The sequence below is a fragment of the Alcanivorax sp. NBRC 102024 genome (assembly GCF_001602235.1).
In the GTDB taxonomy this organism is placed as follows: domain Bacteria; phylum Pseudomonadota; class Gammaproteobacteria; order Pseudomonadales; family Alcanivoracaceae; genus Alcanivorax.
The window spans coordinates 532,059-556,602 of the sequence record NZ_BDAS01000001.1 but is presented as its reverse complement, the minus strand read 5'-3'; the positions used below and the strand labels follow the sequence as shown (position 1 = coordinate 556,602).

At 61.1% G+C, this 24,544-nt stretch carries 26 protein-coding genes; 12 read left to right on the top strand and 14 right to left on the bottom strand.

The window, feature by feature from the left end; all coding sequences use genetic code 11:
* Positions 1-16: 16 nt before the first annotated feature.
* The 6 genes from A0251_RS02660 to A0251_RS02635 all read right to left on the bottom strand — a co-directional run bounded on the left by A0251_RS02660 (position 17) and on the right by A0251_RS02635 (position 3,628).
* The gene (locus A0251_RS02660) at positions 17-511 is read right to left on the bottom strand and encodes an NUDIX hydrolase (protein ID WP_082810733.1); all 495 of its coding nucleotides are present in this window, start codon (positions 509-511) and stop codon (positions 17-19) included.
* A gap of 15 nt (positions 512-526) precedes the next feature.
* Positions 527-874 carry a gamma-glutamylcyclotransferase gene (locus A0251_RS02655; protein WP_063510021.1) on the bottom strand — a complete coding sequence of 116 codons (348 nt, stop codon included), beginning with the start codon at positions 872-874 and terminating at the stop codon, positions 527-529.
* 59 nt (positions 875-933) lie between these two features.
* The gene (locus A0251_RS02650) at positions 934-1,836 is read right to left on the bottom strand and encodes an endonuclease/exonuclease/phosphatase family protein (RefSeq protein ID WP_062815268.1); all 903 of its coding nucleotides are present in this window, start codon (positions 1,834-1,836) and stop codon (positions 934-936) included.
* A gap of 13 nt (positions 1,837-1,849) precedes the next feature.
* Positions 1,850-2,485, bottom strand: coding sequence for a thiol:disulfide interchange protein DsbA/DsbL (locus tag A0251_RS02645; protein WP_062815267.1), 636 nt, complete (start codon positions 2,483-2,485; stop codon positions 1,850-1,852).
* 172 nt (positions 2,486-2,657) lie between these two features.
* Positions 2,658-3,311 carry a cytochrome c gene (locus A0251_RS02640; protein WP_062815266.1) on the bottom strand — a complete coding sequence of 218 codons (654 nt, stop codon included), beginning with the start codon at positions 3,309-3,311 and terminating at the stop codon, positions 2,658-2,660.
* 23 nt (positions 3,312-3,334) lie between these two features.
* Positions 3,335-3,628, bottom strand: a complete 294-nt coding sequence (locus A0251_RS02635) for a cytochrome c5 family protein (protein WP_062815265.1) — start codon at positions 3,626-3,628, stop codon at positions 3,335-3,337.
* Between the two features lie 169 nt (positions 3,629-3,797).
* Between A0251_RS02635 and yihA the strand changes: the two genes are divergently transcribed.
* A complete protein-coding gene (yihA, locus tag A0251_RS02630) occupies positions 3,798-4,439 on the top strand; it encodes a ribosome biogenesis GTP-binding protein YihA/YsxC (protein WP_062815264.1) in 642 nt (213 codons plus the stop codon).
* Positions 4,440-5,540: 1,101 nt separating this feature from the next.
* Here the strand turns inward: yihA and A0251_RS02625 are convergent.
* The 6 genes from A0251_RS02625 to A0251_RS02600 are packed head-to-tail and all read right to left on the bottom strand — an operon-like array spanning position 5,541 to position 11,260.
* The gene (locus tag A0251_RS02625; protein WP_062815263.1) at positions 5,541-5,873 is read right to left on the bottom strand and encodes a Na+/H+ antiporter subunit G; all 333 of its coding nucleotides are present in this window, start codon (positions 5,871-5,873) and stop codon (positions 5,541-5,543) included.
* Positions 5,874-5,909: 36 nt separating this feature from the next.
* Positions 5,910-6,179, bottom strand: coding sequence for a K+/H+ antiporter subunit F (locus A0251_RS02620; RefSeq protein WP_035245990.1), 270 nt, complete (start codon positions 6,177-6,179; stop codon positions 5,910-5,912).
* Positions 6,173-6,658, bottom strand: a complete 486-nt coding sequence (locus A0251_RS02615; RefSeq protein WP_062815262.1) for a Na+/H+ antiporter subunit E — start codon at positions 6,656-6,658, stop codon at positions 6,173-6,175. The genes A0251_RS02620 and A0251_RS02615 overlap by 7 nt, the downstream gene beginning before the upstream one ends.
* Entirely contained in the window at positions 6,655-8,136 is a 1,482-nt protein-coding gene (locus A0251_RS02610; RefSeq protein ID WP_062815261.1) for a monovalent cation/H+ antiporter subunit D, read from the bottom strand. Before A0251_RS02610 ends, A0251_RS02615 begins: the two co-directional genes overlap by 4 nt.
* The gene (locus A0251_RS02605) at positions 8,133-8,468 is read right to left on the bottom strand and encodes a Na+/H+ antiporter subunit C (protein WP_062815260.1); all 336 of its coding nucleotides are present in this window, start codon (positions 8,466-8,468) and stop codon (positions 8,133-8,135) included. Before A0251_RS02605 ends, A0251_RS02610 begins: the two co-directional genes overlap by 4 nt.
* A complete protein-coding gene (locus A0251_RS02600; RefSeq protein WP_062815259.1) occupies positions 8,468-11,260 on the bottom strand; it encodes a monovalent cation/H+ antiporter subunit A in 2,793 nt (930 codons plus the stop codon). Before A0251_RS02600 ends, A0251_RS02605 begins: the two co-directional genes overlap by 1 nt.
* A 379-nt stretch (positions 11,261-11,639) precedes the next feature.
* Here A0251_RS02600 and A0251_RS02595 point away from each other — a divergent pair, with 379 nt between their 5' ends.
* The 8 genes from A0251_RS02595 to polA all read left to right on the top strand — a co-directional run bounded on the left by A0251_RS02595 (position 11,640) and on the right by polA (position 20,651).
* Positions 11,640-13,967, top strand: a complete 2,328-nt coding sequence (locus A0251_RS02595) for a putative monovalent cation/H+ antiporter subunit A (RefSeq protein ID WP_062815258.1) — start codon at positions 11,640-11,642, stop codon at positions 13,965-13,967.
* 167 nt (positions 13,968-14,134) lie between these two features.
* On the top strand, positions 14,135-14,602 hold the full coding sequence (locus A0251_RS02590) for a Na+/H+ antiporter subunit B (protein ID WP_062815257.1): 468 nt from the start codon (positions 14,135-14,137) through the stop codon (positions 14,600-14,602).
* Positions 14,599-14,946 (top strand): Na+/H+ antiporter subunit C, encoded by a 348-nt coding sequence (locus A0251_RS02585; protein ID WP_062815256.1) that lies wholly within the window; start codon positions 14,599-14,601, stop codon positions 14,944-14,946. The genes A0251_RS02590 and A0251_RS02585 overlap by 4 nt, the downstream gene beginning before the upstream one ends.
* Positions 14,943-16,436: a Na+/H+ antiporter subunit D gene (locus A0251_RS02580; protein WP_062815255.1), complete on the top strand. Its 1,494-nt coding sequence runs from the start codon at positions 14,943-14,945 to the stop codon at positions 16,434-16,436. Before A0251_RS02585 ends, A0251_RS02580 begins: the two co-directional genes overlap by 4 nt.
* Positions 16,433-16,906: a Na+/H+ antiporter subunit E gene (locus tag A0251_RS02575; RefSeq protein WP_062815254.1), complete on the top strand. Its 474-nt coding sequence runs from the start codon at positions 16,433-16,435 to the stop codon at positions 16,904-16,906. Before A0251_RS02580 ends, A0251_RS02575 begins: the two co-directional genes overlap by 4 nt.
* Positions 16,907-17,039: 133 nt before the next feature.
* Positions 17,040-17,315, top strand: a complete 276-nt coding sequence (locus tag A0251_RS02570) for a cation:proton antiporter (RefSeq protein WP_062815253.1) — start codon at positions 17,040-17,042, stop codon at positions 17,313-17,315.
* Positions 17,305-17,679: a monovalent cation/H(+) antiporter subunit G gene (gene mnhG / locus A0251_RS02565; protein WP_307188429.1), complete on the top strand. Its 375-nt coding sequence runs from the start codon at positions 17,305-17,307 to the stop codon at positions 17,677-17,679. The genes A0251_RS02570 and mnhG overlap by 11 nt, the downstream gene beginning before the upstream one ends.
* Before the next feature lie 203 nt (positions 17,680-17,882).
* On the top strand, positions 17,883-20,651 hold the full coding sequence (gene polA / locus A0251_RS02560; protein WP_062815252.1) for a DNA polymerase I: 2,769 nt from the start codon (positions 17,883-17,885) through the stop codon (positions 20,649-20,651).
* Between the two features lie 74 nt (positions 20,652-20,725).
* On the opposite strand, the gene A0251_RS02555 is transcribed toward polA, so the two are convergent.
* Positions 20,726-21,265, bottom strand: a complete 540-nt coding sequence (locus A0251_RS02555; RefSeq protein ID WP_063527101.1) for a hypothetical protein — start codon at positions 21,263-21,265, stop codon at positions 20,726-20,728.
* A gap of 568 nt (positions 21,266-21,833) precedes the next feature.
* On the opposite strand from A0251_RS02555, the gene A0251_RS02545 reads away from it, so the two are divergent.
* Positions 21,834-23,033: a low temperature requirement protein A gene (locus tag A0251_RS02545; RefSeq protein WP_062815249.1), complete on the top strand. Its 1,200-nt coding sequence runs from the start codon at positions 21,834-21,836 to the stop codon at positions 23,031-23,033.
* A gap of 23 nt (positions 23,034-23,056) precedes the next feature.
* On the opposite strand, the gene A0251_RS02540 is transcribed toward A0251_RS02545, so the two are convergent.
* A complete protein-coding gene (locus A0251_RS02540) occupies positions 23,057-23,416 on the bottom strand; it encodes a helix-turn-helix domain-containing protein (RefSeq protein WP_062815248.1) in 360 nt (119 codons plus the stop codon).
* Between the two features lie 134 nt (positions 23,417-23,550).
* On the opposite strand from A0251_RS02540, the gene A0251_RS02535 reads away from it, so the two are divergent.
* Together A0251_RS02535 and A0251_RS02530 are read left to right on the top strand one after the other, a co-directional pair.
* Complete coding sequence (locus tag A0251_RS02535; protein ID WP_082810732.1) at positions 23,551-24,144, top strand: NAD(P)H-dependent oxidoreductase; 594 nt, start codon at positions 23,551-23,553, stop codon at positions 24,142-24,144.
* 10 nt (positions 24,145-24,154) lie between these two features.
* Positions 24,155-24,535, top strand: coding sequence for a hypothetical protein (locus A0251_RS02530; protein WP_062815246.1), 381 nt, complete (start codon positions 24,155-24,157; stop codon positions 24,533-24,535).
* Positions 24,536-24,544: the final 9 nt, after the last annotated feature.

Genomic DNA, 24,544 nt, shown 5'->3' with positions numbered 1-24,544 from the left:
CCTGCCGGGTGATCCGTTATTCCGGTTCTGCATTCTGTTGCTGTAGAGCGCGGTTCAGCACATCCAGGAACAGGTCGAACTGATAGGAAAAACGCCAGTTCTCCCTGTCCAGGGAACCCGGTGCGTGCCAGCCCAACCCCTTCACTTCCGCAAGCGCCCGGGCGGGCACTGCCAGTGGCGACGCCGACAACGGTTGCTGCGGGTAACAGCGGTAGAGATGGAAACCGTTTTTCATCACCTCCAGCCGCCGCCCCACCGTGACCGACAGCCCGGTCTCCTCCAGGGTTTCACGGTATGCCGTACATTGGGCCAGCTCATTCTCCTCCCGGGTGCCGCCCGGAACCCCCAGCTTGCCACCCCAGCGGTGGCTCACCAGCAATGCCTGGCCGTCCTGCAGAATCAGGCAGCCCGCATTTGCCCGCCTGTCATCTTCCTCGCCAGGCACCCGCGGACAGTCAGCCAGGATCGGCGACACCAGGGTCAGCAGCATGGCGATGGCGGGTATTCTCATGACATGTCCGACCGGTTATGGCCAGCGACCGCTAGCACAGCGTCGCGCGGATCGGGGCATCCGTTGCAACAGGTAGAGAATGGCGGGGCCGAAGTCGGTCTGAATCGATTCACGGCGGTACACCCGTGGCACCTCTTCAAGCCGGTCCAGCGCTGCCAGAGTAAGCGCATCCACCTCATACAATTCACCCTGCAGTGCCGTGGTCCCGGGACGCCACGCTCCCGGGTAAGTGCCCAGATCAAATAACTGGTAGGCAGGCGCCGTTTGCCAGCTCGCCACGAAACGGGCCCGGCGCAGAAACCCCTGATTTCTGCCACCTCGCTTGAGTGTGCCATACACGAAGACCAGCATCGGGAGAGCCATCAATGGTTGTCGATGAATAAAATCGGGCCCCTTTCAATGGTCGACCCGACGCACCGTTATCAACGAATCAGCGGCAGCCGATGTTCCCGCGTGGCCGCAATCACCTCGTCCGGTACCAGAATTTCCGTGGCCAGGGGCAGGTGGTCCGACAGCAGGCAATCTTCCAGTACCCGGGTGTGACGACTCTGCAGGGCCGGAGACAGCAGAATATGATCGATATGCCGGTCCGGGGCCCAGCTCGGGTAGGTGTTGAGATTGTCGGCTTCCACTGTCCGCAGCCCCAGGCTTGCCAGTGGCGACGCCTCCAGGTGCTCCAGACGGCAATTGAAGTCCCCCATCATGACCACATACTTGTAACCTTCAAGCAGCCGGGCCAGGTAAGCCAACTGGGTATTGCGCACCTTTTCGCCAAGGGCGAGGTGGGCCACGACGACCACAAGAGGCTGAATGGGATGACCATACTTGATGATGATGGCACCACGCCCCGGCAGACCGGGGAGCCGATGATCCTTCACTTCAAAGGGTTGGTGGCGGCTGAGGAAGCCGTTGCTGAACTGGCCGAGACGGCCCAGATTACGGTTGAGTTGCTGGTGCCAGAAGGCAAAATCACCCAGCGACGCCAGATGCACCAGCTGATTCATGTTCCGTGAGCGCAGGCTGCCGCCATCCACCTCCTGCAGGCCCACCACATCAAAATGGCTGAGCACTTCGGCAATCTGCTCGATGGTTTCCACGCTACGCGGATGCGCCACCAGATGCTTCCAGCTACCGGTGATGTAATCGCCGAACTTCTGGCTGCCAATGCCGGCCTGAATATTGAAGCTGAGCAGCTTGATGCTGGTATCCGGGAGAAGAATCTCCCGGGTCTGACGGGTGCGCCGCACCCCTTCCCGAGCGAAAGAAAAACCCGCAGGGCGGGTTTTCCAGTCACGATAAGCCGTACGGGCACGATCCAGGAGCATAGAGAGTGCCTAATTAACTACCGGCCTTTTCCTTGTTGGCCAGATACTCGATGACCTCAAACAACTCGTCGGTGGTCTTCAGGTTCTCGCGCAACACCAGGTACTTGCCATTAACCACAAAGTTGGGCACGCCAGGAATCTTGTATTCCTTGGTCAGCGCCTCCGCCTGACGCACCTTGGTGGACACACCGAAGGAGCTGTAAAGACGGTTGAACTTGTCCGGCTCAACACCGTACTTGCGGAAGAAATTGGCCAATGCCGGCTCATTGAAGAGCGGTTCACGATGCTTGTGGATGGCGTCAAACAATGGCGCGTGGATTTCATCCACCAGATTCAGGGTTTCTTCCACATAATAGGCACGGGCCAGCGGCTCGGCGTTACGCAGGAACAGCACCGGCGTGCGCACATAGTCGATAAATTCCGGTTTGGATTCGAGCCACTTGTCCACTGCAGGCTCCAGGGAGTAACAGTGAGGGCAGGCATAAGAGAAGAACTCCCGCACTTCCACCTTGCTCGGGTCACTCACATTGCCGGGCACATCCAGAATCTTGTAATGGGTGTCCACCGCAAAACGGGCATGTTCTTCGGCGGCAAACGCAGTGGTCGCCAGGCCCAGACTCATCAGCAAAGCTGTCACAAAGCGAAGCATCAGTTCATCTCCTTATTGTTGGTCTCCGCACGGTAGGACCGCCGGAATCATTATTTTCTCCCGCTGCCGGGAAAAACACATCCGCCTCATCGGGGAGCAATTATCTTTTCATGATAACAACGAAAAAGGCAGCCCGCAGGCTGCCTTTTCTACAAACCGTAACCAATCAGACTTATTTGGACAAACCAGAAATATAACTGGCCACCGCCTTGATCTGGGTGTCGCTCATCTTGGCAGCAACGGTCTGCATCATGCCGGGAGCGTCGCCATCCGTATCATTGGTACGCTTGACCACATTATCGCCAAGGTCATTACGGCCAGCGGCACGGAAAGCTTTCAACTGCTCTTCCACGTACTGGGCGTTCTGACCGGCCAGAAGCGGATACTTGGCACCCTCAACACCTTGCCCGGCAGGGCCGTGGCAGCCGGAACAGGCAGGCAGACCATTGGTCATGTCACCCCCCCGATACAGCTTGGCACCCTGCTCAACCCAATCCGGGTCGGCCTGGCCGATAGAGGGCTCCTGGGAGGCATAGTATGCACCCAGATCCGCCATATCCTGCTCGCTCAGGTTCGCTACCTGACCGGCCATGATGGCGTTTTCCCGTTTACCGGACTTGTAATCCTGGAGCTGCTTGACCAGGTATGCTTCCCCCTGGCCTGCCAGCTTCGGGTAATTACCCGCAATCGGCTTGGCACCACCAGGGCCATGACAAGCGGCGCAGGGAGCGGCTTTTGCTTCGCCAGCTTCAGCATCGCCTGCTGCCAGGGTCGGGTTGGCTACTGCGGCAGCCGCCATCAGCACGAACAGTTTGAAAAACTTCATGGCCTATCCTTTCCTACAGCGTCTTATTTGCTTTTGGACATGTACTCAATCAGAGCACGGTATTCGTCGTCGCTACAGTCGTTACACATGCCTTTTGGCGGCATGGCGTTATACCCTTCCTTCACATGCTTCACCAGGGTATCCATGCCTTTCGCCAACAGCGGCTTCCAGGCGGCCTCATCGTGAGACTTGGGTGCACCCGCAGCCCCGGAGGAATGGCAGAAGGTGCAGCTACTGCTGTAGCGCTCTTCCACGGTGGCGGCGCTGGCCGCTCCTGCCATCATGATCAATGCAATACCTGCTACCAAACCCTTCATATCCTACCTCTGCTATGCTGGCGTCAACCGCTGGCGAAGTGTGGATTTGCCTTTCCCGTCAAACCCTTGTAGAACGTCGACCGCCCTGGCTATCGCCAGGAGAGTCAGGCGGCCGGGATTATATACCAGTCTGGCACGCGCCGTCATATTCCATGTGAAGGGTAGGGTTATGGGTAACAGTCAAAAGCATCCAGCAGAGATCCTGCTCCACCAGGCCAGTTTCCTGCAAAGCGCCCAGCGCCTGGACCAGTGCCCGCCTGACGAGGGCCGGGAAGTGGCCTTCGCCGGCCGCTCCAACGCCGGCAAATCCAGCGCCATCAACCGCCTGACCGGGCAGAGAACCCTGGCCCGGACCTCCAAGACCCCCGGCCGCACCCAGCTGATCAACTTTTTTGCCCTGGACGAGGAACGGCGCCTGGTGGACCTGCCCGGCTACGGCTACGCCAAGGTGGCCAAGAGCAAGCGCAACGAGTGGCAGGAACACCTGGATCACTACCTGGCCGAGCGCCAGGTGCTGGTGGGGCTGGTATTGATGATGGATATTCGCCATCCCCTCAAGGATTTCGATCTGCTGATGCTGGAATGGTCCGCCCAGGCCAACATGCCGATTCATATCCTCATGACCAAGGCCGACAAACTCAAGTTCGGCGCCGCCAAATCCTCCCTGCTGAAGGTGCAGAGCCAGCTCAAGAACCATCCTGCACCGCTGTCCCTGCAATTATTTTCTGCCACCAACGGTACCGGCTGCGAAGCGGCCTGGGACAAACTGGGGGAATGGTTGGAGATCGCAGCGCCTGACCAGAGCGAGTGAAGAGTTTCGAAACCTGCCTCTGTGGCAGCCGAACTTACTGACGTTCGGGGCCTCTGGACAATACCCAATGGTTTGCCGGCAAGCGGTGATCACCAGGCATTGGGGATTCTGAAAGGTTTTCGCAACTCGGTACTCGTACCTCGCCACTTTCTTCCGGGAAAAAGTTCCAGACAAAAAAATCCCCGGCAGCAATTCTTGGGGGAAGGGAACGACTTGCTGCCGGGGAGGCTTGCCGCCCCGGCCTCTTTGGGGGGAAAGGCCGGGACAAAACACGACGGGCCGGTGAGGGTACTGGGGGATCGGGGGTTCCGGCCCGTCGCATTAATAGAGACTGCCGTGTTCGCTGAAAAGTTCCAGCCCCTTGCCCTGTTTTTTTGCCCGACTGTCGATCTGCGTCACAAAACTGGCACTGTATGGCACACGCCTGCCCCCGTCCCGCTTCTGCCGCAATGGAAAAAAGGACCCAACTCTCCCCTATCCCACTGATCAGCAAGAAGTATTAGTCACGCGGAGATCTCTGGCACAGGGATTGCTTAGTTCTTGGAAAGAAGTTCGCGAACTGCGCGAAAACCCGAAGAGGTTGCAGTTTGCCATTGCCTGTCAGCACAAACGACAGGCAAAAAAAATCCCTGGCAGCAATCTTGGGGGAAGGGAACGACTGCGCTGCCAGGGAGGCTTGCCGCCCCAACCTCTGGGGGGAGATTGGGGAGTCCAAATACGCTACGGATCGACGAGGGTACTGGGGGATCGGGGGGTGCCAATCCGTAGCTATTCTTTAGGACCACACCGTTTTTTCGAAAGTTCCTGCCGGTTTCACCTTTTACATTTTTTACAGAACCAGCCCAACAGCTCTCTGTAGGAGCGTCGCTGGCGGCGCGATAATCCCAGTTTCGAGGTACGAGTCACGAGAAGCGAAAACCCGGCCTTCCAGTGAAGGGTTTTGATTTTCGAAACTCGCTTCTCGTGACTCGCTTCTTTCAGGAATCGCGCCGCCACCGAGCGCAGCGAAGGAACGCCCGCAGGACGGCCCGAAAGGTGAACGTAGCTAATAACCGACGCTCCTACGGTATGCGCCTGGCAACGGGAAGCTCGCAGCTCCCCCTACTGCTTCCAGGGCTCTCCCTGGGTGCCCTTCATCCGCTTCAGATCCCGGTGCATGGCGGCCTTGGCCAGCATATGGGCAGACACCGGCGCGGTGATGAACAGGAACAGGGTGATCAGCACCTCATGGAGCTGCAGCCCCCGTTCCTGCCAGGAAAAGAACAGCAGGGACGCAATGATGGTGCCGCCCACTCCCAGGGTGGTGGCCTTGGTGGGGCCGTGCAAACGGGTATAGAAGTCCGGCAAGCGCGCCAGGCCGATGGACCCGATCAGCGCAAAGATGCCGCCCACCACCACAAATATGGCCACCAGCCATTCAATCAAGACATCCATAAAAGCTCCAACTTGCCTGACACCGGGTGCCAGGCATTATTCAATGATGTCACCGCGGGTAATGTACTTGGCCACTGCCACGGTGCTGACAAAGCCGATCAGGGCAATCAGCATGGCCGCCTCGAAATACAGCTTGCTGTCCACCTGGATGCCGTAGACCACAATCAGGGCAATGCTGTTGATGTACATGGTGTCCAGCGCCAGCACCCGGTCCGGCAGGGAAGGACCGATCACCAGCCGATACAGGTTCAGCACCCACGCCACCGTGAGCAGGCCAAAGGTCAACGAGATAGCACTCTCTAGCATTCGAAAATCTCCTTGATCGGCCCTTCATAGCGCTGCTTGATCTCCGCCACCAGCGCCGCCGGGTCTTCCACGTGCAGGGCGTGCACCAACAGCCGGGTACGGTCCTCGCTCACATCGGCGGACACGGTGCCCGGGGTCAGCGACACGGTGCTGGTCAGCACGGTAATGGCAAAACGGTCACGCAGATCCAGCGGCACCTCCACAAAACCGGGCTGCAGGTCCTTCACCGGCCCCAGCACTTTCACCGCTACCGCCATATTGGCTATCAGAATATCCTTGGCCACCCGCAGCACGAAACGCAGCAGCCCCATACGATCCCGCACCAGCGGCACCTGTGGCCAGAAGGGTCGGGTGCCCAGGGGCAACACCACCGCCAGAATCAGCCCCAACAGGGCATGGCCCACACTGAAGCCATTGAGCAGCAGCCAGGTAAGCCACAACACCAGCGTCAGACTGGGATAGGGAAGCAAGCGTTTCATGAAGCACCTCCCAGCACCGCCCGGATGTAAATCGTCGGATCTGCCAGCTGGCCCGCCACGCCGGCACACAACTGCAACAGCGGCTCAGCCGCCAACGCCAGGGCCGGGCTGGCCAGCAACAGGGCCAGCATGGGAATGACGCGTCGCTTGCCCAGCTTCCTGTCGACAACTTCACCGTGCACCCGCCAGAACAGGGTGGAACCGGCCCGGCTCATGCCCACCAGACCCGCCAGACCCGCCAGCAGCAGGAGCGTCCAGTAAGGCGCACTGGGTACCGCCTGCAACAGCGCCAGTTTGCCGATAAAACCGGACAGGGGCGGCAACCCCACCACCGCCACAGCTGCGGCAAAGAAGGCCGCCCCCAGCCACTTACCATGGACCAGGGGTGGCCCGGACTCCAGCCGGTCCCCACTGTCTCCACGGGAGCGGCGCAGCAGATCACAGAGCAGGAACAGGGCCGCACAGATCAGGGTGGAATGGATCAGATAATAAAGCGCAGGGCCAACCGTCTGTGGCTCGCCAACGCTCAGCGCCGCCACCAGGGTCCCCACCGACATGACCACCAGATAGGCCACCAGCCCACCCAATCGTGACGCCGACAGAGCCCCGATAGCCGCCAGGGCCAGGGTCACCAACGCCAGCCACCAGAGCAGGTCCGCACCCAGCCCGGCCAGTGGCCCGTCGCTGAAGGCCAGCGCCTGCATCCGCAGGATGGCGTAGATGCCCACCTTGGTCATGATCGCAAACAACGCCGCCACCGGCGCGGTGGCATTGGCGTAGGTGGCCGGCAGCCAGAAGTACAGCGGGAACAGGGCCGCCTTCAGACCAAACACCACCCACAGCAACAGCACCGCCACCGTGACCAGTATCTGCTCGCTGCCCTGAAGCGCCTGCGCCTTGACCGCAAAGTCGGCCATGTTGAGCGTCCCCGTGGTGCCATAGATCAGGCCCAGGGCAATCAGGAACAGAGCCGAGCCCGCCAGGTTCAGTACCACGTAATGCAGCCCGGCCTTGACCCGCTCCGGGCCGCGGCCATGCAGCGCCAGACCGTAGGAGGCGATCAGCAATACCTCGAAGAACACGAACAGGTTGAACAGGTCACCGGTCAGAAAGGCCCCGTTGATGCCCATCAACTGAAACTGGAACAGGGCATGGAAATTGGCCCCCCGGCGGTCATCGCCGGCACAGCCATACAGCAACGCCGGCAGGGCCAGCAGCGCCGTCAGCAGCAGCATCAGGGCGCTGAGCTTGTCCAGCACCAGCACGATACCGAACGGCGCCTGCCAGTTGCCCAGCTGATACACCCCCACGTCACCCTGGGCGGCCTGTTGCCACAGCACCAGCGCCACAGGCACCAGGGCGACACAGGACAACAGGCCGGTAAACCGCCGCAGCCGTTGCCGTTCGCGAACTTCCAGCAACAGCAGCAGCCCTGCCAATGCCGGAATGAGGATAGGCGCAATAATCCAGTGGGTCATGAACGTTGCTCCCCGTCCTGACCATCCACATGGTCACTGTGTTGCTCGCCCTGGCTGCGCAGGGCCAGCACCACCAGGAAGGCGGTCATGGCAAACCCGATCACAATGGCGGTCAGCACCAACGCTTGGGTCAACGGGTCGGTGGGGTCGGCACTGGCGCCGACCACCGCCACCTGGTTGATCTTCAGCCCGCCCATGGCAAACAGGAACAGATTCACCCCGTAACCCAGCAGAGTCAGTCCCAGCACTACCGAAAAGGTGCGCGCACGCAGGCACAGGTATACGCCGGTGGCCACCAGCACGCCGATAATCAGCGCCACTAACAACTCCATCAGGTGGTCTCCTTCTTGTCATCAAGCAGCGACAGCTTGCCCAGGTTGGCCAGTATCAGCAGGGTGGCGCCCACCACGGTGAGGAACACGCCGGTATCGAACAACATGGCGCTGGCCAATTCGAAATCGCCGACCAGGGGCCAGTGCACATGGGTAAAGGTGCTGGTCAGGAACGGCGAATCGAAGGCCCAGCTGGCCACACCGGTGAGCCCCGCCAGCAACACGCCCAGGGCGACCAGCGGGTGATAATCCCCCGGGATGCGCTTGTGCACCCAGGTCACCCCGGACGCCACATACTGCAACAGCAGCGCCACCGAGGTGATCAGCCCCGCCACAAAACCGCCGCCGGGCAGATTGTGCCCGCGCAGGAAGATATACACCGCGATCATCAACGCCAGCGGCAACAGTGGCCGCGACAGGGTGACCAGCACCAGCGGATGGGCATCATGGGCCCAGGGCCGGCCGAAGGGATCATACTTGGCGGAGGCCAGCTTCAGATCGCTGAGCAGGGCATAGATCCCCAGGGCGGCAATCCCCAGCACGGTAATTTCGCCGAAGGTATCGAAGCCGCGGAAATCCACCAGGATCACATTGACCACATTGGTACCGCCGCCGCCGGGCACACTGTTTTCCAGGAAGAAGGGGCTGATGGTGGCGGTGTCCGTGGTCATCACCAGCAAGGCGGCCACCGCCACCCCGGTGCCGATCAGCCCCGCCAGCACCACATCACGGCCCACCCGCAGGGAGTTGGAATCCGCCTTGGCCCGCGCCGGCAGGAAATACATGGCCAGCATCATCAGCAACACGCTGACCACTTCCACGGACAGCTGGGTAAGCGCCAGATCCGGCGCCGAGAAGCGCACAAAGATCAGCGACACAATCAGGCCCACCACACTCAGGCTGATAATCGCCATCATCCGCTGACGATGCAGCACCGTGGTCAGCAAGGCAGCGGCGATCAACATCAGAGCACAAAGCACCGACACCCCATCCACGGGCAGCATGGCGCGCTCCCCGGTAACGCGGTCGAGCTCAGGCAGCTGCCACACCAGCACCGCCGCCACCATCGCCAGCACCCAGGCCACATAGCCCTGCAACGAGCCGTTCTGGAAGTGCCGGGTAACCGCCGCGGCCCCTCTCACCAGACGCTGAATGGCCCCTTCAAAGACCTGCTTGGCATCAATTTCCGGCAGGCCCGCATACCAGGCAAACAACCGCCGCCGGCAGGCGTACACGGCAATACCGCCGACCATGGCGATGACACTCATCAACAAGGGAATATTGAGCCCGTGCCACACCGCCAGGTGATACTCCGGCAGGGTGCCACCCAGGGTGGCCGTGGCCGCCACCGCCAGCAGCCCGGCCACGGTGATTGCCGGGAACACCCCCACCGCCACACACAGGGCCACCAGGATTTCCACCGGAATCTTCATGTAGCGGGGCGGCTCCCGGGGCGGGAACTTGGGCAGATTCACCGGCTCGCCATTGAAGAACACGTCATGAATAAAGCGCGCCGAATAGGCCACCGAGAACACCCCGCCCAGGGTGGCGCCCAGCGGCAACAACCAGCTCAGGGCCCCCAACTGATCGGACTGCAGGGTCTCGGTAAAGAACATTTCCTTGGACAGGAACCCGTTCAGTAACGGCACCCCGGCCATGGCCGCCGACGCCACCATGGCGAGCACAGCGGTATAGGGCATGTACTTCCACAGCCCGTTGATGCGGCGCATGTCGCGGGTACCGGTCTGCTGATCAATGATCCCCGCCGCCATGAACAGGCCCGCCTTGAAGGTGGCGTGGTTGATGATATGAAACACCCCGGCCACCGCCGCCAGCGGCGAATTGAGCCCGAACAGCAAGGTAATCAGACCCAGGTGACTGATGGTGGAAAACGCCAGCAGCCCTTTCAGATCGTGCTGGAACAGGGCCCAGACCGCCCCCCACAACAACGTGGCCATGCCGGCAGCGGTAACCAGGTAGAACCACAGGTCGGTGCCCGCCAGTACCGGGTAGAACCGCGCCAGCAGAAAGATGCCTGCCTTGACCATGGTGGCCGAATGCAGATACGCACTCACCGGGGTAGGGGCCGCCATGGCGTGGGGCAGCCAGAAATGGAACGGGAACTGGGCACTCTTGGTGAAGGCCCCCAGCAATACCAGACAGAGAATCACCGGGTAGAGGGCATGCTGTTGCACCAGGGCGCCGTTCTCCAGCACCGTGCTCAGCGAGAAACTGCCCACCACATGGCCAATCAACAACACCCCGGCCAGCAACGCCAGACCGCCCATACCGGTGACCGTCAGCGCCATGCGAGCCCCCTTACGGGCAGCGCTGTCGTATTGTTTGTAGCTGATCAGCAGGAAGGAACTAAGGCTGGTCAATTCCCAGAAGAACACCAGAAACAGCAGATTGTCGCTGGTCACCACCCCCAGCATGCTGAACATGAACAGCAGCAACAGGGTATAGAAACGGCCGCCGTCATCCTTGGCCGGCAGGTAATAGTGCGCATACACCACCACCAGCAGCCCGATACCCAGAATCAGGATACAGAACAACAGCGCCAGACCATCGAGCCTCAGCGCCAGATTCAGTCCCAGCGAGGGCAACCAGGCCATGGACCACTGTTGCATCCCCCCTTCCCAGATCGGCAGCGACGCCTGGGCCAGCAGCCCCAGGGCAGCCACCACCGGCAACGCCACCAGCAGGGCGCACCAGCGCCGCCCCAGGTGGCGGGTAAACATGGGCAGAAACGCCGCCAGTAGGGGAAGCAGAACAATTGCAGGCAACATCATGTGCTCTCTTGAATAACAATCCTTGTGCTACCAAACCGGCAGCAAAACTCGGCAAGTATGCCATGCCCCCTTGCCCTTGCAAGAATCCCCCCGACGGCGGCGGCTGTGACAGCGAGCGAACCGGGCAACAGGACACCGGCAAGCTCGCCCTTTTGTTGTCTTCTGGTTACAGGCAGATCGACGACATGGTCCAAATATGCATTTTTTGACCCCGATCAACTCTCTTAAATAAGCAGCAATAAACGTTTTTTTTCGCCGTCAAACGGAACTTTACCTTGCCCGGAATTTCACATGTTGCGTAGGATAATTGCATGCTAATCATCGTTTTACGGTGATCCCATATTCCGCGAAAGCGGGCCACTGATTACGACGGAGCGCCATGCTGACAGGCATCTTGTCTGGATTCTTGCTCGCACCCTTGGCCCCCGCCCTGCATCGGCTTTTTCCCCGTTACAGTGGCTGGCTTCTCGCCCTGCTTCCCGCCGGGCTGACCCTGTATTTTTTCAGCCACTGGCACACCGTCACCCAGGGCGACACCGTGATGTCGCGGTTTGCCTGGGTTCCCGATCTGGCCATGCCATTGAGCTTCATGCTGGATGGCCTGTCACTGCTGTTTGCCCTGATGATCTGCGCCATCGGCGCGCTGATCTTTATCTACGCCGGCCGCTACCTGGAAGGCCACCGGGATCTGCCCCGGCTCTATGTGCTGCTGCTGTGTTTCATGGCCGCCATGCTGGGCGTGGTGCTCAGCGACAACCTGATCGTGTTGTTCGTGTTCTGGGAACTCACCAGCATCACCTCCTACCTGCTGATCGGCTTCAACCACGAAGACGCCAACGCCCGGGCCAAGGCCCTGCAGGGGCTGATCGTCACCGTGGGCGGCGGGCTGGCGTTGATGACCGGCTTTATCCTGCTGGGCCACATCGGCGGCAGCTATGAGCTGTCGGAGCTGATCACCCGGGGCGACACCATCGTTGCCCATCCGCTTTACGAACTGACACTGGTGCTGATCGTGCTCGGCGCCTTCACCAAGAGCGCCCAGTTCCCGTTCCATTTCTGGCTCCCCAACGCCATGGCCGCGCCCACCCCGGTGAGCGCCTACCTGCATTCGGCCACCATGGTGAAGGCGGGCATCTACCTGCTGGCACGGCTGCACCCGGCCATGGGCGGTACCGAGTTGTGGCTCCTGCTGCTGGGCAGCGCCGGCGCCATCACCATGGTGCTGGGCATCTTCCTGGCCCTGCGCGCCACCGGCATCAAACGCATGCTGGCCTATTCCACCGTCATGGCCCTGGGCACCCTGACCCTGCTGATCGGTCTGGGGACTCGCACTGCCCTGCTGGCAGCCATGAGCTACCTGCTGGCCCACTCCCTGTACAAGGGCGCCCTGTTCATGGTGGCCGGCATCATTGACCACCAGACCGGCCGCAAGGATTTCCTCGATACCGGCGGCTGGGCCCGCTATCTGCCCGTGACCAGTGCCAGCGCCGGCCTGGCCGCCCTGTCCCTGGCCGGGGTCATGCCCCTGTTCGGCTTTATCGCCAAGGAACAGCTGCTGGAAGCCGGTTTGCGTCACGGCCATGCCCTGGCCCCGCTGTTCATTGCCGCCATCGTGATCGCCGCCGCCCTGGGCGTGGCCGTGGCCGCGGTGATTGCCATCCGCCCCTGGTTCGGCAAACCCGCCCCCCTCACCCACACCCCCAGCGAAGCGCCCCCGGCCATGCTGCTGGGCCCGGTCCTGCTGGCCAGCCTGGGCCTGCTGCTGGGCCTGATTCCCGGGTTGATTGATCGCAGCCTGCTCAGCGCCGCCGCCAGCGCCACCCTGGGAGAAGCCGTGACGCAACCGCTGGCCCTCTGGCACGGCATCAACACCGCCCTGCTGATCAGCATCGGCGCGGTGCTGGTTGGCCTGGTGCTGTTCCGCTACTGGCAGGGCTTCCGCCACTACACCCGCTGGGCGGACACCCTGTCCCGCTTCGGCCCGGAGCAGGCCTATCACCGTCTGATGGATGGCCTGGTGGCCCTGTCCAGTGGCCAGACCCGGCTGCTGCAAAGCGGTTACCTGCGCTATTACCTGATCAGCACCTTGCTGACGCTGGTGGCCATGGTGGCCGCCGCCCTGTGGCTGAACCCGGATGCCCTCAAGCTGCACCTGGATTTCTCCGACATCCAGCTCCACGAGGGCGTGATCGCCGCCGTGCTGGTCAGCGCCACCCTGGCGGCGGTCACCCTGCAATCCCGTCTGGGCGCTGTGGCCAGCCTGGGCGCGGTGGGCTTTTCCATCGCCCTGCTCTATGTGCTGTTCAGCGCCCCGGATCTGAGCATCACCCAAGTGCTGGTGGAAACCCTCACGGTGATCATGCTGGTGCTGGTGCTGTTCCGGTTGCCCGGTTTCCTGCGCCTGACCCGTACCCGCACCCGGCTGGCCGATGCCCTGGTGGGCCTCACCGTGGGCGGCATGGTCACCGCGCTGTTGCTCAGCGTACTGGGCAGCCGCTACCACGGCAGCATTGCCCACTACTTTATCAACGAGAGCGTGCCCGCCGGTTACGGGCGCAATATCGTCAATGTGATTCTGGTGGACTTCCGCGCCCTGGATACCCTGGGCGAAATCTTCGTGCTGGCGCTGGCCGCCACCGGGGTCTACGCCATGCTCAAACTGCGCAGCAAGGGTGACACCACGGAACCGGAGAAGACCCATGACTAACAGAGAAGCGGCAAGCTACAAGCGACAAGCTGCAACGCGCTATGTGCTTTCAGGTTTTGATCGTTTGTGCCCGCGCCTTACCGTTAATCGCGGGGAAAGCCTTGCAGAACATGGGGTCCTTCCCCGTGTTGCAGCTTGCAGCTTGAAGCTTGTCTTCTGGGGGTCCTATGCAGTCTAGACGCCGCATCCCACCACCGGACCGCAACGCCCTGCGCACCCAGTCGCTGATCCTGCGCACCACCGGGTTCTTTCTGCTGCCGCTGCTGCTGCTGTTTGCCCTGTTCCTGTTGCTGCGCGGCCACAACGCCCCGGGCGGGGGCTTTATCGCCGGACTGGTGGCCTCTGCGGCCATCGCCGTGCACCTGTTTGCCATGAGCGAAGCCGGCGCCCGCCGGGTCCTGCGGGTCGATCCCCGCGACCTGATCGCCTGGGGGTTGATCCTGGCGCTGGCCGCCGGGGTCATCGGCCTGTTCAGCGGCCAGCCGTTTCTCACTGCCCACTGGCTCACCGTCAGCCTGCCGGTGTTCGGTGAACTGAAGCTGGGTTCGCCCTTGCTGTTCGATCTGGGGGTGTTTCTGGTGGTGCTGGGCACCGCCAGCACCATCATCATCAACCTGGCGGAGCAGGACACATGACCAGCCTGATGGCCCTGGTGGTGGGCGTGCTCTACGCCGCCGCCATTTACATGATGCTGCGCCGCTCCATCGTCAAACTGGTGATCGGCCTGGTGCTGCTGTCCAACGCCGCCAACCTGCTGATCTTTACCGCCGCCGGCCTGCACCGGGATGCCCCGCCGCTGGTGCCGGATGACGCCCAGGTACCCGCCGGCCTGGTCGCCGATCCGCTGGCCCAGGCACTGATTCTCACCGCCATCGTCATCGGCTTCGGGGTGCTGGCCTTCGCGGTGGTGCTGATCCGCCGGGCCTATGAGGTGGTGGAAGCGGACGACATGAACCAGATGCGGGATACCGACACATGAATCTCCTGGTTATCCTGCCCATTCTGATTCCCCTGGCAGCCGGGGCCCTGTCCCTGCTGGGGCGCCACTCCCAGCGCGTGCAGGGCGCCCTGGCGGTCACCGGCAGCATCGCCCTGGTGATCAGTGCCGTGGCGCTGTTACTGGCCACCTGGGAGCAGGGCCATATCGTGTCCGAGCTGGGCAGCTGGCCCGCCCCCTTCGGCATCGTGCTGGTCAGTGACCTGCTGGCCGCCATCATGGTGTTGCTCAGTGCCGTCACCGGTGCCGCCACCGCGTTTTACTCCCTGGGCACCATCAGCATCGCCCATCGCAAGGCCGGTTATTTCCCGCTGATGCACCTGCTGCTGGCCGGGGTCAACGGCGCCTTCCTCACCGGCGACATCTTCAACCTGTACGTGTGGTTCGAGGTGATGCTGGTGGCGTCCTTCTCCCTGCTCATCCTGGGCGGCGAGCGCGCGCAGATGGAAGGGGCCGTCAAGTACGTGACCCTCAATCTGGTGTCCTCCGCCCTGTTCCTGTCCGCCATAGGGCTGCTCTATGGTTTGGTGGGCACGCTCAACATGGCCGACATTGCCGTGAAGCTGGGCGAAGTGGATACCGGCATGACCACGGTGATCGCCATGCTGTTCATGGTGGCCTTCGGCATCAAGGCCGCGGCGTTCCCCTTCTTCTTCTGGCTGCCCGCCTCCTACCACACCCCCCAAGTGGCGGTGTCCGCCTTGTTCGCCGGCTTGCTGACCAAGGTGGGCGTGTATGCCCTGTTCCGGGTCTTCACCCTGATCTTCGGCATGGATGACCCGCTGATCCATCAGGTGCTGCTGTGGGGCGCCGGGCTGACCATGGTCACCGGGGTACTGGGCGCCGCCGCCCAGTTCGAATTCCGTCGTATCCTGTCGTTCCATATCGTCAGCCAGATCGGCTACATGATGATGGGCCTGGCGCTGGCCTCGGTGAGCGTGCTGGCCCTGGCCGGCGGCATCTTCTACATCATTCACCACATCATCGTGAAGGCGAACCTGTTCTTTGTCAGCGGCCTGGTCTACCGCCTGCGCGGCAGCTACGAGCTCAAGCAGCTGGGCGGCCTGTACCGGGACAAACCCTGGCTGGCGCTGCTGTTCCTGATCCCGGCCCTGTCCCTGGCAGGGATGCCGCCGCTGTCCGGCTTCTTCGGCAAGTTCATCGTCATTCGCGGAGGCGTTGAAGCCGGCGCCTGGGCCCTGGTCGCCGCCGCCCTGGTGGTGGGTCTGCTGACGCTCTACTCCATGACCAAGATCTGGGCCGAGGTATTCTGGAAGGCGGCCCCGGAACCGGCCGCCGCCCCTGCCAGCGGCAGCAACACCCTGCTCTATGCCACCGTGGCCGGCCTGGCACTGATCACCGTGGCCATCGGGGTGGCGGCACAGCCCGTACTGGTACTGGCCATGGCCACCGCCGAACAGCTACTGGACCCGACCCGCTACATCACCGCCGTGCTGGGAGGCGCACCATGAGCCCGTTGAGCTGGAACCTGATTCTGGCCCTGGTCTGGGCCGCCATCACCGGCAACTTCAGCGGCGCCAACCTGCTGGTAGGGTTTGGTCTGGGCTACCTGATTCTCGGCTTCGCCCTGCGCGATGTGCCCGACTTCGCCCGCTACCGCGAGAAAATGCCCCGGGTCCTGATGTTGCTGACCCACTTTCTGCGCGACCTGCTGGTCTCCAACCTGCGGGTGGCCTACGACGTGCTCACCCCCACCCACTACATGCGCCCGGCGGTGGTGGCGGTGCCCCTGCGGGCCAAGACCGATGGTGCCATCACCATCCTGGCCAACATGATTTCCCTGACCCCGGGCACCCTGAGCCTGGACGTGTCCAGCGACCGCAGCGTGCTCTACCTGCACGTCATGTACCTGGACAATGAAGACGACCTGCGCGAACAGATCCACAAACTGGAAGACCGGGTGTTGGCGGTACTGGAATAGGACGGGCGGCAGGCAACACCGCCCCCGTAGGAGCCATGCTTGCATGGCGAATTGACTTGCCGATGGCAGGGCGTTCGCCATGCAAGCATAGCTCCTACGATAGAAACACAGGCGATTAACAACGGAGACAGGCATGCTGCAAAGCGCAATATTTCTCAGCTATCTGCTGCTCAGCCTGGCGCTGCTGGGAGCCCTGGTGCGGCTGGTGCGCGGCCCCACCCTGCCCGACCGGGTCGTGGCCCTGGAGCTGATGGCCTCGCTCACCGTGGCCTTTATTGGCATCTATGCCCTCAACAACGACCGGCCCGCCTTCCTGGATGTGGCCATGGTGCTGGCGCTCACCGCCTTCCTCACCGCCGTGGGCTTTGCCCGTTACCTGGAAAAAGGAGGCCACCGAGGTGATCAATGACCTGCTGGTATCGGTGATGATGGTCGCCGGCACCTTCTTCATGTTTCTGGCCGGCATCGGCGTGCTGCGCATGCCCGACTTGCTGATGCGCCTGCACGCCACCACCAAGGCCGGCACCCTGGGCGCCGGGCTGGTGATGCTGGCCGTGGCCACCCACTTCCTGGATGCCGGCGTCACCGCTCGCACCCTGGCCATCATCCTGTTCATCCTGCTCACCGCCCCGGTGGCCGCCCACGCCATCGGCCGCGCCGGCTACTTCGTGGGCGTGCCCCTGTGGGACAAGATGCTCAAGGACGACCTGAAAGACCGCTACGACCCTGACACCCACATCCTCCACAACCCGGACGACGACAAGACCCCCTGACGCACCTCCCCCCCCCCTATCCGTAGGAGCGTCGCTAGCGGCGCGATCCCATACGCTGGGTTTATGCCCCCTGGCGGGCGTTACCTCCACTTCGTTCCGGTTCGCGCCGCCAGCGACGCTCCTACAATCCCCCGCCCCGCCTGCCGAACCCGCCCATTTCCGCTACACTCTCCCCACTCACTCATAAGCAGAAGCCGAGCACCATGTCCGCAGCCGAAAAACCCATCATCCTCGTCGATGGCTCCTCCTACCTGTACCGCGCCTTTCACGCCCTGCCGCCGCTCACCACCTCCAGCGGCCAACCCACCGGGGCGGTGCGCGGGGTCGCCGCCATGCTGCGCAAACTGATGAAGGACTACGACCCGGAATACATGGCGGTGATTTTCGACGCCAAGGGCAAGACCTTCCGCGACGAACTGTTCGAGGAATACAAATCCAACCGCCCGCCCATGCCCGACGACCTGCGCGAACAGGTGCAGCCCCTGCACGACCTGATTCGCGCCATGGGTCTGCCGCTGATCATCGAAGAAGGGGTGGAAGCGGACGACGTGATCGGCACCTTTGCGCGCATCTTCGGCGAACAGGGCAAACCGGTGCTGATCTCCACCGGCGACAAGGACATGGCCCAGCTGGTCACCGACCAGGTCACCCTGATCAACACCATGAACGACGCCCTCTACGACATCGACGGCGTGGTGAAGAAGTTCGGTGTGGGCCCGGAACTGATCATCGATTTCCTCGCCCTCATGGGCGACAAGGTGGACAACATCCCCGGCGTCCCCGGCGTGGGCGAGAAGACCGCCCTGGGCCTGATCCAGGGCCTGGGCTCCCTGGAAAACATCTACCAGAATCTCGACAAAGTGGCCGAACTCAGCTTCCGGGGCGCCAAGACCCTGGGCAAGAAACTGGAAGAACACAAGGAACAGGCCTTCCTCTCCTACAAGCTCGCCACCATCAAGCTGGACTGCGAACTCAGCGAAGACCTGGACGACCTGAAACTGCAAACCCCGGACGCGGAGAAACTGGCCGAGTATTACCGCACCCTGGAATTCAAGGGCTGGCTCAAGGAGCTGCTGGGCGGCAAGGACCCGGTGGCCGAAGACGCGGGCAAAGACGTGGAAATGGACGCGGATGACGATGCGCCGCCGGCTCCCACCTTCGGCCGCGACGCCTATGACATCGTCTACACCCAGGCACAGCTGGACAAGTGGATCGACAAACTGAAAAGCGCCGGCGAGTTTTCCTTCGACACCGAAACCACCAGCCTCAACTACATGAACGCGGAACTGGTGGGCTTCTGCGTGGCCGTGGACGACAAGGCCGCCTACATCCCCTTCGGCCACAACTACCCCGGCGCCCCGGACCAGCTCGACAAGCAGCTCGTCATGGATGCCTTCAAACCGCTGCTGGAAGACGACACGATCAAGAAAATCGGCCAGAACCTGAAGTACGACATGAGCGTGCTGGCCGAAGATGTGGGCATCACCCTGCGCGGCGTGGCCTACGACACCATGCTGGAATCCTACGTGCTCGATTCCGTGGCCACCCGCCACGACATGGATTCCCTGGCGCTCAAGTACCTGGGCCGCAAGACCATCAGCTTCGAAGAGATCGCCGGCAAGGGCGCCAAGCAGCTCACCTTCAACCAGGTGGGCCTGCACGAAGCCAGCCGCTATGCCGCCGAAGATGCCGACGTGACCCTGCGCCTGCACCAGACCCTGTGGCCCAAGCTGGAAAACGAAGGCCGCCTGCCCGAAGTATTCCGCGACATCGAACTGCCCCTGGTCACCGTACTCAGCCGCATCGAACGCAACGGCACCTACGTGGACGCCACCCTGCTCAAGCACCAGAGCCAGTTCCTGGCCAAGCGCATGTCGGAACTACAGGAAAAAGCCTTCGAGATCGCCGGGCAGGAATTCAACCTGGCCAGCCCCAAACAGCTGGGCGAGATCCTCTACGAGAAACTGGAAATCCCGGTCATCAAGAAGACCCCCAAGGGCGCGCCCTCAACGGCGGAACCGGTACTGCAGGAACTGGCCCTGGAATACCCCCTGCCCCAGGTGATCATGGATTACCGTGGCGTGGCCAAACTGAAAAACACCTACACCGACAAGCTGCCGGAGCTGATCAATCAGCGCACCGGCCGCGTGCACACCTCCTACCACCAGGCCGTGGCCGCCACCGGGCGCCTGTCCTCCAGTGATCCCAACCTGCAGAACATCCCGGTGCGCTCTGAAGAAGGCCGCAAGATCCGCCAGGCCTTCCTGGCCCCCAAAGGCAGAAAGATCGTCGCCTGTGACTATTCCCAGATCGAACTGCGCATCATGGCGCACCTAAGCGGCGACAAGGGCCTCACCGATGCCTTCGAAAAAGGCCTGGATATTCACCGCGCCACCGCCGCGGAAGTGTGGGGCAAAAACCTGGACGAGGTCAGCGACAACGACCGCCGCAACGCCAAGGCCATCAACTTCGGCCTGATCTACGGCATGAGCGCCTTTGGCCTGGCCAAACAGCTCGGCCTGCCACGCAAGGAAGCCCAGGACTACATCGACCTGTACTTCGAACGCTACCCGGGCGTAAAACGCTACATGGAAGAAACCCGCGCCCAGGCATCGGAACAAGGCTACGTGGAAACCCTGTTCGGCCGCCGCCTCTACCTGCCGGAAATCCGCAGCAGCAACGGCCAACGCCGCCAGGCCGCCGAACGCACCGCCATCAACGCTCCCATGCAGGGCACCGCCGCGGACATCATCAAGATGGCCATGATCAAGGTCCACGACTGGCTCGACACCACCCACTTTGACGCCAAGATGATCATGCAGGTGCACGATGAACTGGTGTTTGAAGTGGCGGAAGATCAGGTGGAGGATCTGGTCAAGGAAGTGAAAGTTCGCATGGAGTCAGCGGCGGCGTTGAAGGTGCCGCTGATTGTGGATGCGGGGATTGGGGAGAATTGGGATGAGGCGCATTGAGCGCCCAACCAATTCGCTTTCGGCAGAAACTGAAAAGGGAAAAATTATCTTAAAATGCTTTCTTCCCTCAGCCGTTATTGCTTGTAATAAATTCGTTCGAAGTCCAACGATTTATTGCGAGTCTCGGAAGACTCTCCGTCATTATTTTCTGTATCCTTGCCCAGGTATAGCTTGTTGATTTCAATGCGGAAGATTGTGTAATCGTAAAGATCAAAATCAGCACCATTGTACTCAGTGATATGTGTATTAAGTTGGTGCGCGAGCAGGCCACTCTCCGCCACAACCTCATCTCCAATAAATAGATCACCACTTGCAGTGGGGTTGGGAGCACCCTCCAGTGGAGTTATGCAGCTGGCGTCCATAAAATTCTTGATGTCAGAATGAAGTTCATATCCTTGAAATGTTAATGTCACGACATCGTACAAGGGGTCGTCTTCTGCCCCTTCTACTGGCCCACACCCTTTGACCCACACCCCATCAAGCACGGTTTCATCTGACTCAACCTTTCCCTCTTCATTGACCGGAGCCTGGTGGGCATCGCCAGACCCCGATCCACCTCCACATGCCGCAATAGCCAAAGCCCCCATCAGTACCCCAAATACCCTGCGATCCATTCCTCTCTCACCCTTATCATCCATTAACGGTGGACGTGAATCTGACGGATTCCCCTTACGGCATAAAGTCGGAAATGTCTTAAACTTGCAGAGGATATCTCTTACAGGAAAACTTAAAGAAAGTAAGGCGAAGAAGAAATTATGCGAACGGTCACGAAAAGTGCCACTCTCGGGCGTCTCCAGGAAAAGCTGGTAGTAGTTACCCAGCAAGCAATAAGCGTGACATAACTGTTTTCCTCAGTACAGACGGCGGAGAGCCTTTCCAGGAAGGCAAGCCTGTCACTATCATCCTCATAGATCATCCCCCGGCGGTTCCCTCTTGCCGTGACATGATAAAGCGCCCCCGCAAATTCCAATCTCAACGGGCTTGCCATTTTCGACTCCTGCGATCTAAGAATAAGAGAAAAAGGGGACACGCACATATATATAAGCTGTAAAAAATTGCCTGATACTTACCCGGAGGCTAAGGAGCACGGCACTGGCCGCGCAGCGTCACCGGTTAGATCAATAAGGCTGACCAACCTATACTCTGCCACCAAGAGAACCCAACGCCCACAAGGAGTCGCCCATGGCAGCGAACGATCCTCTCTGGCGGCGGCCCCGCCATTACATGGATGCCGATGACGCCCACGATCATGTGCATTGGGTCGAGCTGTTTTTCGACCTGATCCATGTGGTGACGATCTTCATTCTGGGGAACTACCTCTCCCACCATATGGATTGGCAGGGCTTCTGGGTATTTACCGGGCTGTTCCTGGCGATTTTCTATGCCTGGGCGGACAGCTCCGTCTACAACTCCCTCTATATCTCCACGGACATGCCCCATCGCGCCGCCATGGCGCTGCAGATCGTCACCATGATGTTCATCGCCGCGGCCATTCCTGATGTGTCCGGCAAGGGGTGGACTTATTTTGCGCTGGGCTACGCCCTGAACCGGGCGATCACTGCCTATCTGTACTGGCGGGCGCGCTGTGTTGGCGACGCCACCGATACGCTGGCACACGAGCAGGGACGGAATTTCTTTGTGCTGGCCGGGCTGTTCGCGCTGTCCGCGTTTTTGCCCAAACCGCTGGCCTACTGGGTGTTCGGGGCCAGCGTTGTGCTGATCCAGCTGCAGTACATGCTGCCGCGTATCGGGACACTGCGGTTCGCCCGATTCGTCCCGCGCCTCGGGCATATCTCTGAGCGCTTCGGCCTGCTGATGTTGATCCTGCTGGGGGAAGGCTTCTTCAAGTTGGTGCTGACTCTGGCCGACAAAGGGGTCTACAAAATCGGCGCCGGCACCTTCTTCAATGTGGCCATGGGCGGCCTGTCGCTCTTCGCGCTGGCCTGGGTCTATTTCGACAGCGCCGGCAACGCCAAACCGAAAAGCCGCGACATGGGTGTCCTGGTGGGATACTGGCTAGCGCACATTACCATCCTGTGGAGCGCGGTGACGATTGGCGTGGCGCTGGCCGGCGAAGTCTATGTCGGCCTATTGGAGCCCTACCCGACGGGTTACGGTGCCCTCGGCTCGGTGGGTCTCGCCGTCTTTCTCGCCGCGCTATGGATACTGCAGCGGCTCGTGGCGGAGGACAGCCATGCCTGCCGCGGTCACAGCCCGGCTCTGCGACTATTCGGTATTGTCATGGCCCTGGTCGTGCTGGCCGTGCATCCTTTCGTGCCCTCGATAATCGGCAACCTGCTCTGGGGGCTGGCGCTGTTCTCGCAAATTGCCGTGCCGCTTTATCGGGCGGCACGTGACATGCCGCATTTTGAGCGACAGTGATAGAAGGGGGGAGTACGCTCCCCCTACCGAATATCATACTTCTCCGACCACAACCGCAGATCTTCCAGAATATCCAGCGCACTGCGCCCCAGCTCGGTGAGCTCATAGGTCACGGCAATAGGCCTGTCGTTGATCACCGTTCTCAGCACCATCCCGCGGGCCTCCAGCTCCTTGAGCCGCTGGTCGATCATCTTCTTGGTGGCGCCGCCGAGCAGGCGATTCAGATCATTGAAGCGTACCGGGCCATCCTTGAGGTGATAGATCAGCGAGCCGGTCCACTTGCCGCCGATAATGCGCATGCCCCGCTCGATGGCGCAGGGTTCCATGCAGGCATCGATGACTTTTTTCCTGCCATAACCATCTGTTTCGATGCGACTTTTCATTTTTTCACCGCCCTAAGCACCAGGTTTCCAAAAGGATACTAATTGATCCACGCCAGCAGGTATAAATAGTATACCTGAAATAGATTGGTAACCAGCAACCCGCTGTCACCTTCACCTGTTTCATGGAGACCCTAATGAGCAACATCCTGATTATTAATGCCCACCACCCCTACCCGTTTGCCGAGGGCAAACTCAACGCGTCACTGGTGCAACGGGCCAGCAAGCAGCTCCAGGCCAATGGCCACCAGACCCGCATTGTGGAAGTCGACAAGGGCTGGGACGTTGAGCAGGAACTGGCCCACCACCAGTGGGCCGATGTGATCCTGCTGCAGAGCCCGGTGAACTGGATGGGAGTGCCGTGGGTGTTCAAGAAATACATGGACGAGGTGTACACCGCCGGCATGGGCGGCGCGCTGTGCAACGGCGATGGGCGCACCGAAGCCGCCCCCAAGGCCAACTACGGGGCCGGCGGCACCCTGAACGGCAAGCGCTACATGCTCTCGCTGACCTTCAATGCCCCGCAAGAAGCCTTCGACGATCCACAGGAATACCTGTTCCAGGGCAAGGGCGTCGACGACCTGCTGTTCCCAATGCACATGAATTTCCGTTTTTTCGGCATGACACCGCTGGATACCTTTGCCTGCTTCGACGTGATGAAGAATGCCCAGGCAGAAAACGATTTTGTGCGTTTCCAGCAACATCTCGACACCCACCTACCGGCAGCCTGAGGGAGCAACCATGTTGAAAAGATACGCGACTCCGGCCTTGCTGCTTGGCATGGTCCTGAACGTGACCGGTTGCACCACCGCCAGCCATACACAGCACAACGCCGCCCACGTAACCTCCCCGGATCAGTACCGGGTATTGCTGGAGAATGACCAGGTGCTGGTACTGGAAATAGTGCTCGAACCGGGCGAATCAGACCGCCCGCATGACCACCGCGATGAAACCGTCTATTTTCAGAAAGGTGGCTCCCTGCGTATTACCCTGCCCGGCGGCGACGCCATGGATGTCACCGTGCCGGATGGCCATGTGATGTGGCACGAGGCCTGGTCTCACCAGGTGACCAATACGGGAACCCAGCCAGTGATGGCGATCATTGTCGAAGAGAAGCCCTGAAGCTGGGTA

What these genes read in the sequence shown, in the direction of transcription:
- A0251_RS02660 (WP_082810733.1), bottom strand. Translation starts at nt 511, where the DNA reads ATGAGAATACCCGCCATCGCCATGCTGCTGACCCTGGTGTCGCCGATC.
- A0251_RS02655 (WP_063510021.1), bottom strand. Translation starts at nt 874, where the DNA reads ATGGCTCTCCCGATGCTGGTCTTCGTGTATGGCACACTCAAGCGAGGT.
- A0251_RS02650 (WP_062815268.1), bottom strand. Translation starts at nt 1,836, where the DNA reads ATGCTCCTGGATCGTGCCCGTACGGCTTATCGTGACTGGAAAACCCGC.
- A0251_RS02645 (WP_062815267.1), bottom strand. Translation starts at nt 2,485, where the DNA reads ATGCTTCGCTTTGTGACAGCTTTGCTGATGAGTCTGGGCCTGGCGACC.
- A0251_RS02640 (WP_062815266.1), bottom strand. Translation starts at nt 3,311, where the DNA reads ATGAAGTTTTTCAAACTGTTCGTGCTGATGGCGGCTGCCGCAGTAGCC.
- A0251_RS02635 (WP_062815265.1), bottom strand. Translation starts at nt 3,628, where the DNA reads ATGAAGGGTTTGGTAGCAGGTATTGCATTGATCATGATGGCAGGAGCG.
- yihA (WP_062815264.1), top strand. Translation starts at nt 3,798, where the DNA reads ATGGGTAACAGTCAAAAGCATCCAGCAGAGATCCTGCTCCACCAGGCC.
- A0251_RS02625 (WP_062815263.1), bottom strand. Translation starts at nt 5,873, where the DNA reads ATGGATGTCTTGATTGAATGGCTGGTGGCCATATTTGTGGTGGTGGGC.
- A0251_RS02620 (WP_035245990.1), bottom strand. Translation starts at nt 6,179, where the DNA reads ATGCTAGAGAGTGCTATCTCGTTGACCTTTGGCCTGCTCACGGTGGCG.
- A0251_RS02615 (WP_062815262.1), bottom strand. Translation starts at nt 6,658, where the DNA reads ATGAAACGCTTGCTTCCCTATCCCAGTCTGACGCTGGTGTTGTGGCTT.
- A0251_RS02610 (WP_062815261.1), bottom strand. Translation starts at nt 8,136, where the DNA reads ATGACCCACTGGATTATTGCGCCTATCCTCATTCCGGCATTGGCAGGG.
- A0251_RS02605 (WP_062815260.1), bottom strand. Translation starts at nt 8,468, where the DNA reads ATGGAGTTGTTAGTGGCGCTGATTATCGGCGTGCTGGTGGCCACCGGC.
- A0251_RS02600 (WP_062815259.1), bottom strand. Translation starts at nt 11,260, where the DNA reads ATGATGTTGCCTGCAATTGTTCTGCTTCCCCTACTGGCGGCGTTTCTG.
- A0251_RS02595 (WP_062815258.1), top strand. Translation starts at nt 11,640, where the DNA reads ATGCTGACAGGCATCTTGTCTGGATTCTTGCTCGCACCCTTGGCCCCC.
- A0251_RS02590 (WP_062815257.1), top strand. Translation starts at nt 14,135, where the DNA reads ATGCAGTCTAGACGCCGCATCCCACCACCGGACCGCAACGCCCTGCGC.
- A0251_RS02585 (WP_062815256.1), top strand. Translation starts at nt 14,599, where the DNA reads ATGACCAGCCTGATGGCCCTGGTGGTGGGCGTGCTCTACGCCGCCGCC.
- A0251_RS02580 (WP_062815255.1), top strand. Translation starts at nt 14,943, where the DNA reads ATGAATCTCCTGGTTATCCTGCCCATTCTGATTCCCCTGGCAGCCGGG.
- A0251_RS02575 (WP_062815254.1), top strand. Translation starts at nt 16,433, where the DNA reads ATGAGCCCGTTGAGCTGGAACCTGATTCTGGCCCTGGTCTGGGCCGCC.
- A0251_RS02570 (WP_062815253.1), top strand. Translation starts at nt 17,040, where the DNA reads ATGCTGCAAAGCGCAATATTTCTCAGCTATCTGCTGCTCAGCCTGGCG.
- polA (WP_062815252.1), top strand. Translation starts at nt 17,883, where the DNA reads ATGTCCGCAGCCGAAAAACCCATCATCCTCGTCGATGGCTCCTCCTAC.
- A0251_RS02555 (WP_063527101.1), bottom strand. Translation starts at nt 21,265, where the DNA reads ATGGATCGCAGGGTATTTGGGGTACTGATGGGGGCTTTGGCTATTGCG.
- A0251_RS02545 (WP_062815249.1), top strand. Translation starts at nt 21,834, where the DNA reads ATGGCAGCGAACGATCCTCTCTGGCGGCGGCCCCGCCATTACATGGAT.
- A0251_RS02540 (WP_062815248.1), bottom strand. Translation starts at nt 23,416, where the DNA reads ATGAAAAGTCGCATCGAAACAGATGGTTATGGCAGGAAAAAAGTCATC.
- A0251_RS02535 (WP_082810732.1), top strand. Translation starts at nt 23,551, where the DNA reads ATGAGCAACATCCTGATTATTAATGCCCACCACCCCTACCCGTTTGCC.
- A0251_RS02530 (WP_062815246.1), top strand. Translation starts at nt 24,155, where the DNA reads ATGTTGAAAAGATACGCGACTCCGGCCTTGCTGCTTGGCATGGTCCTG.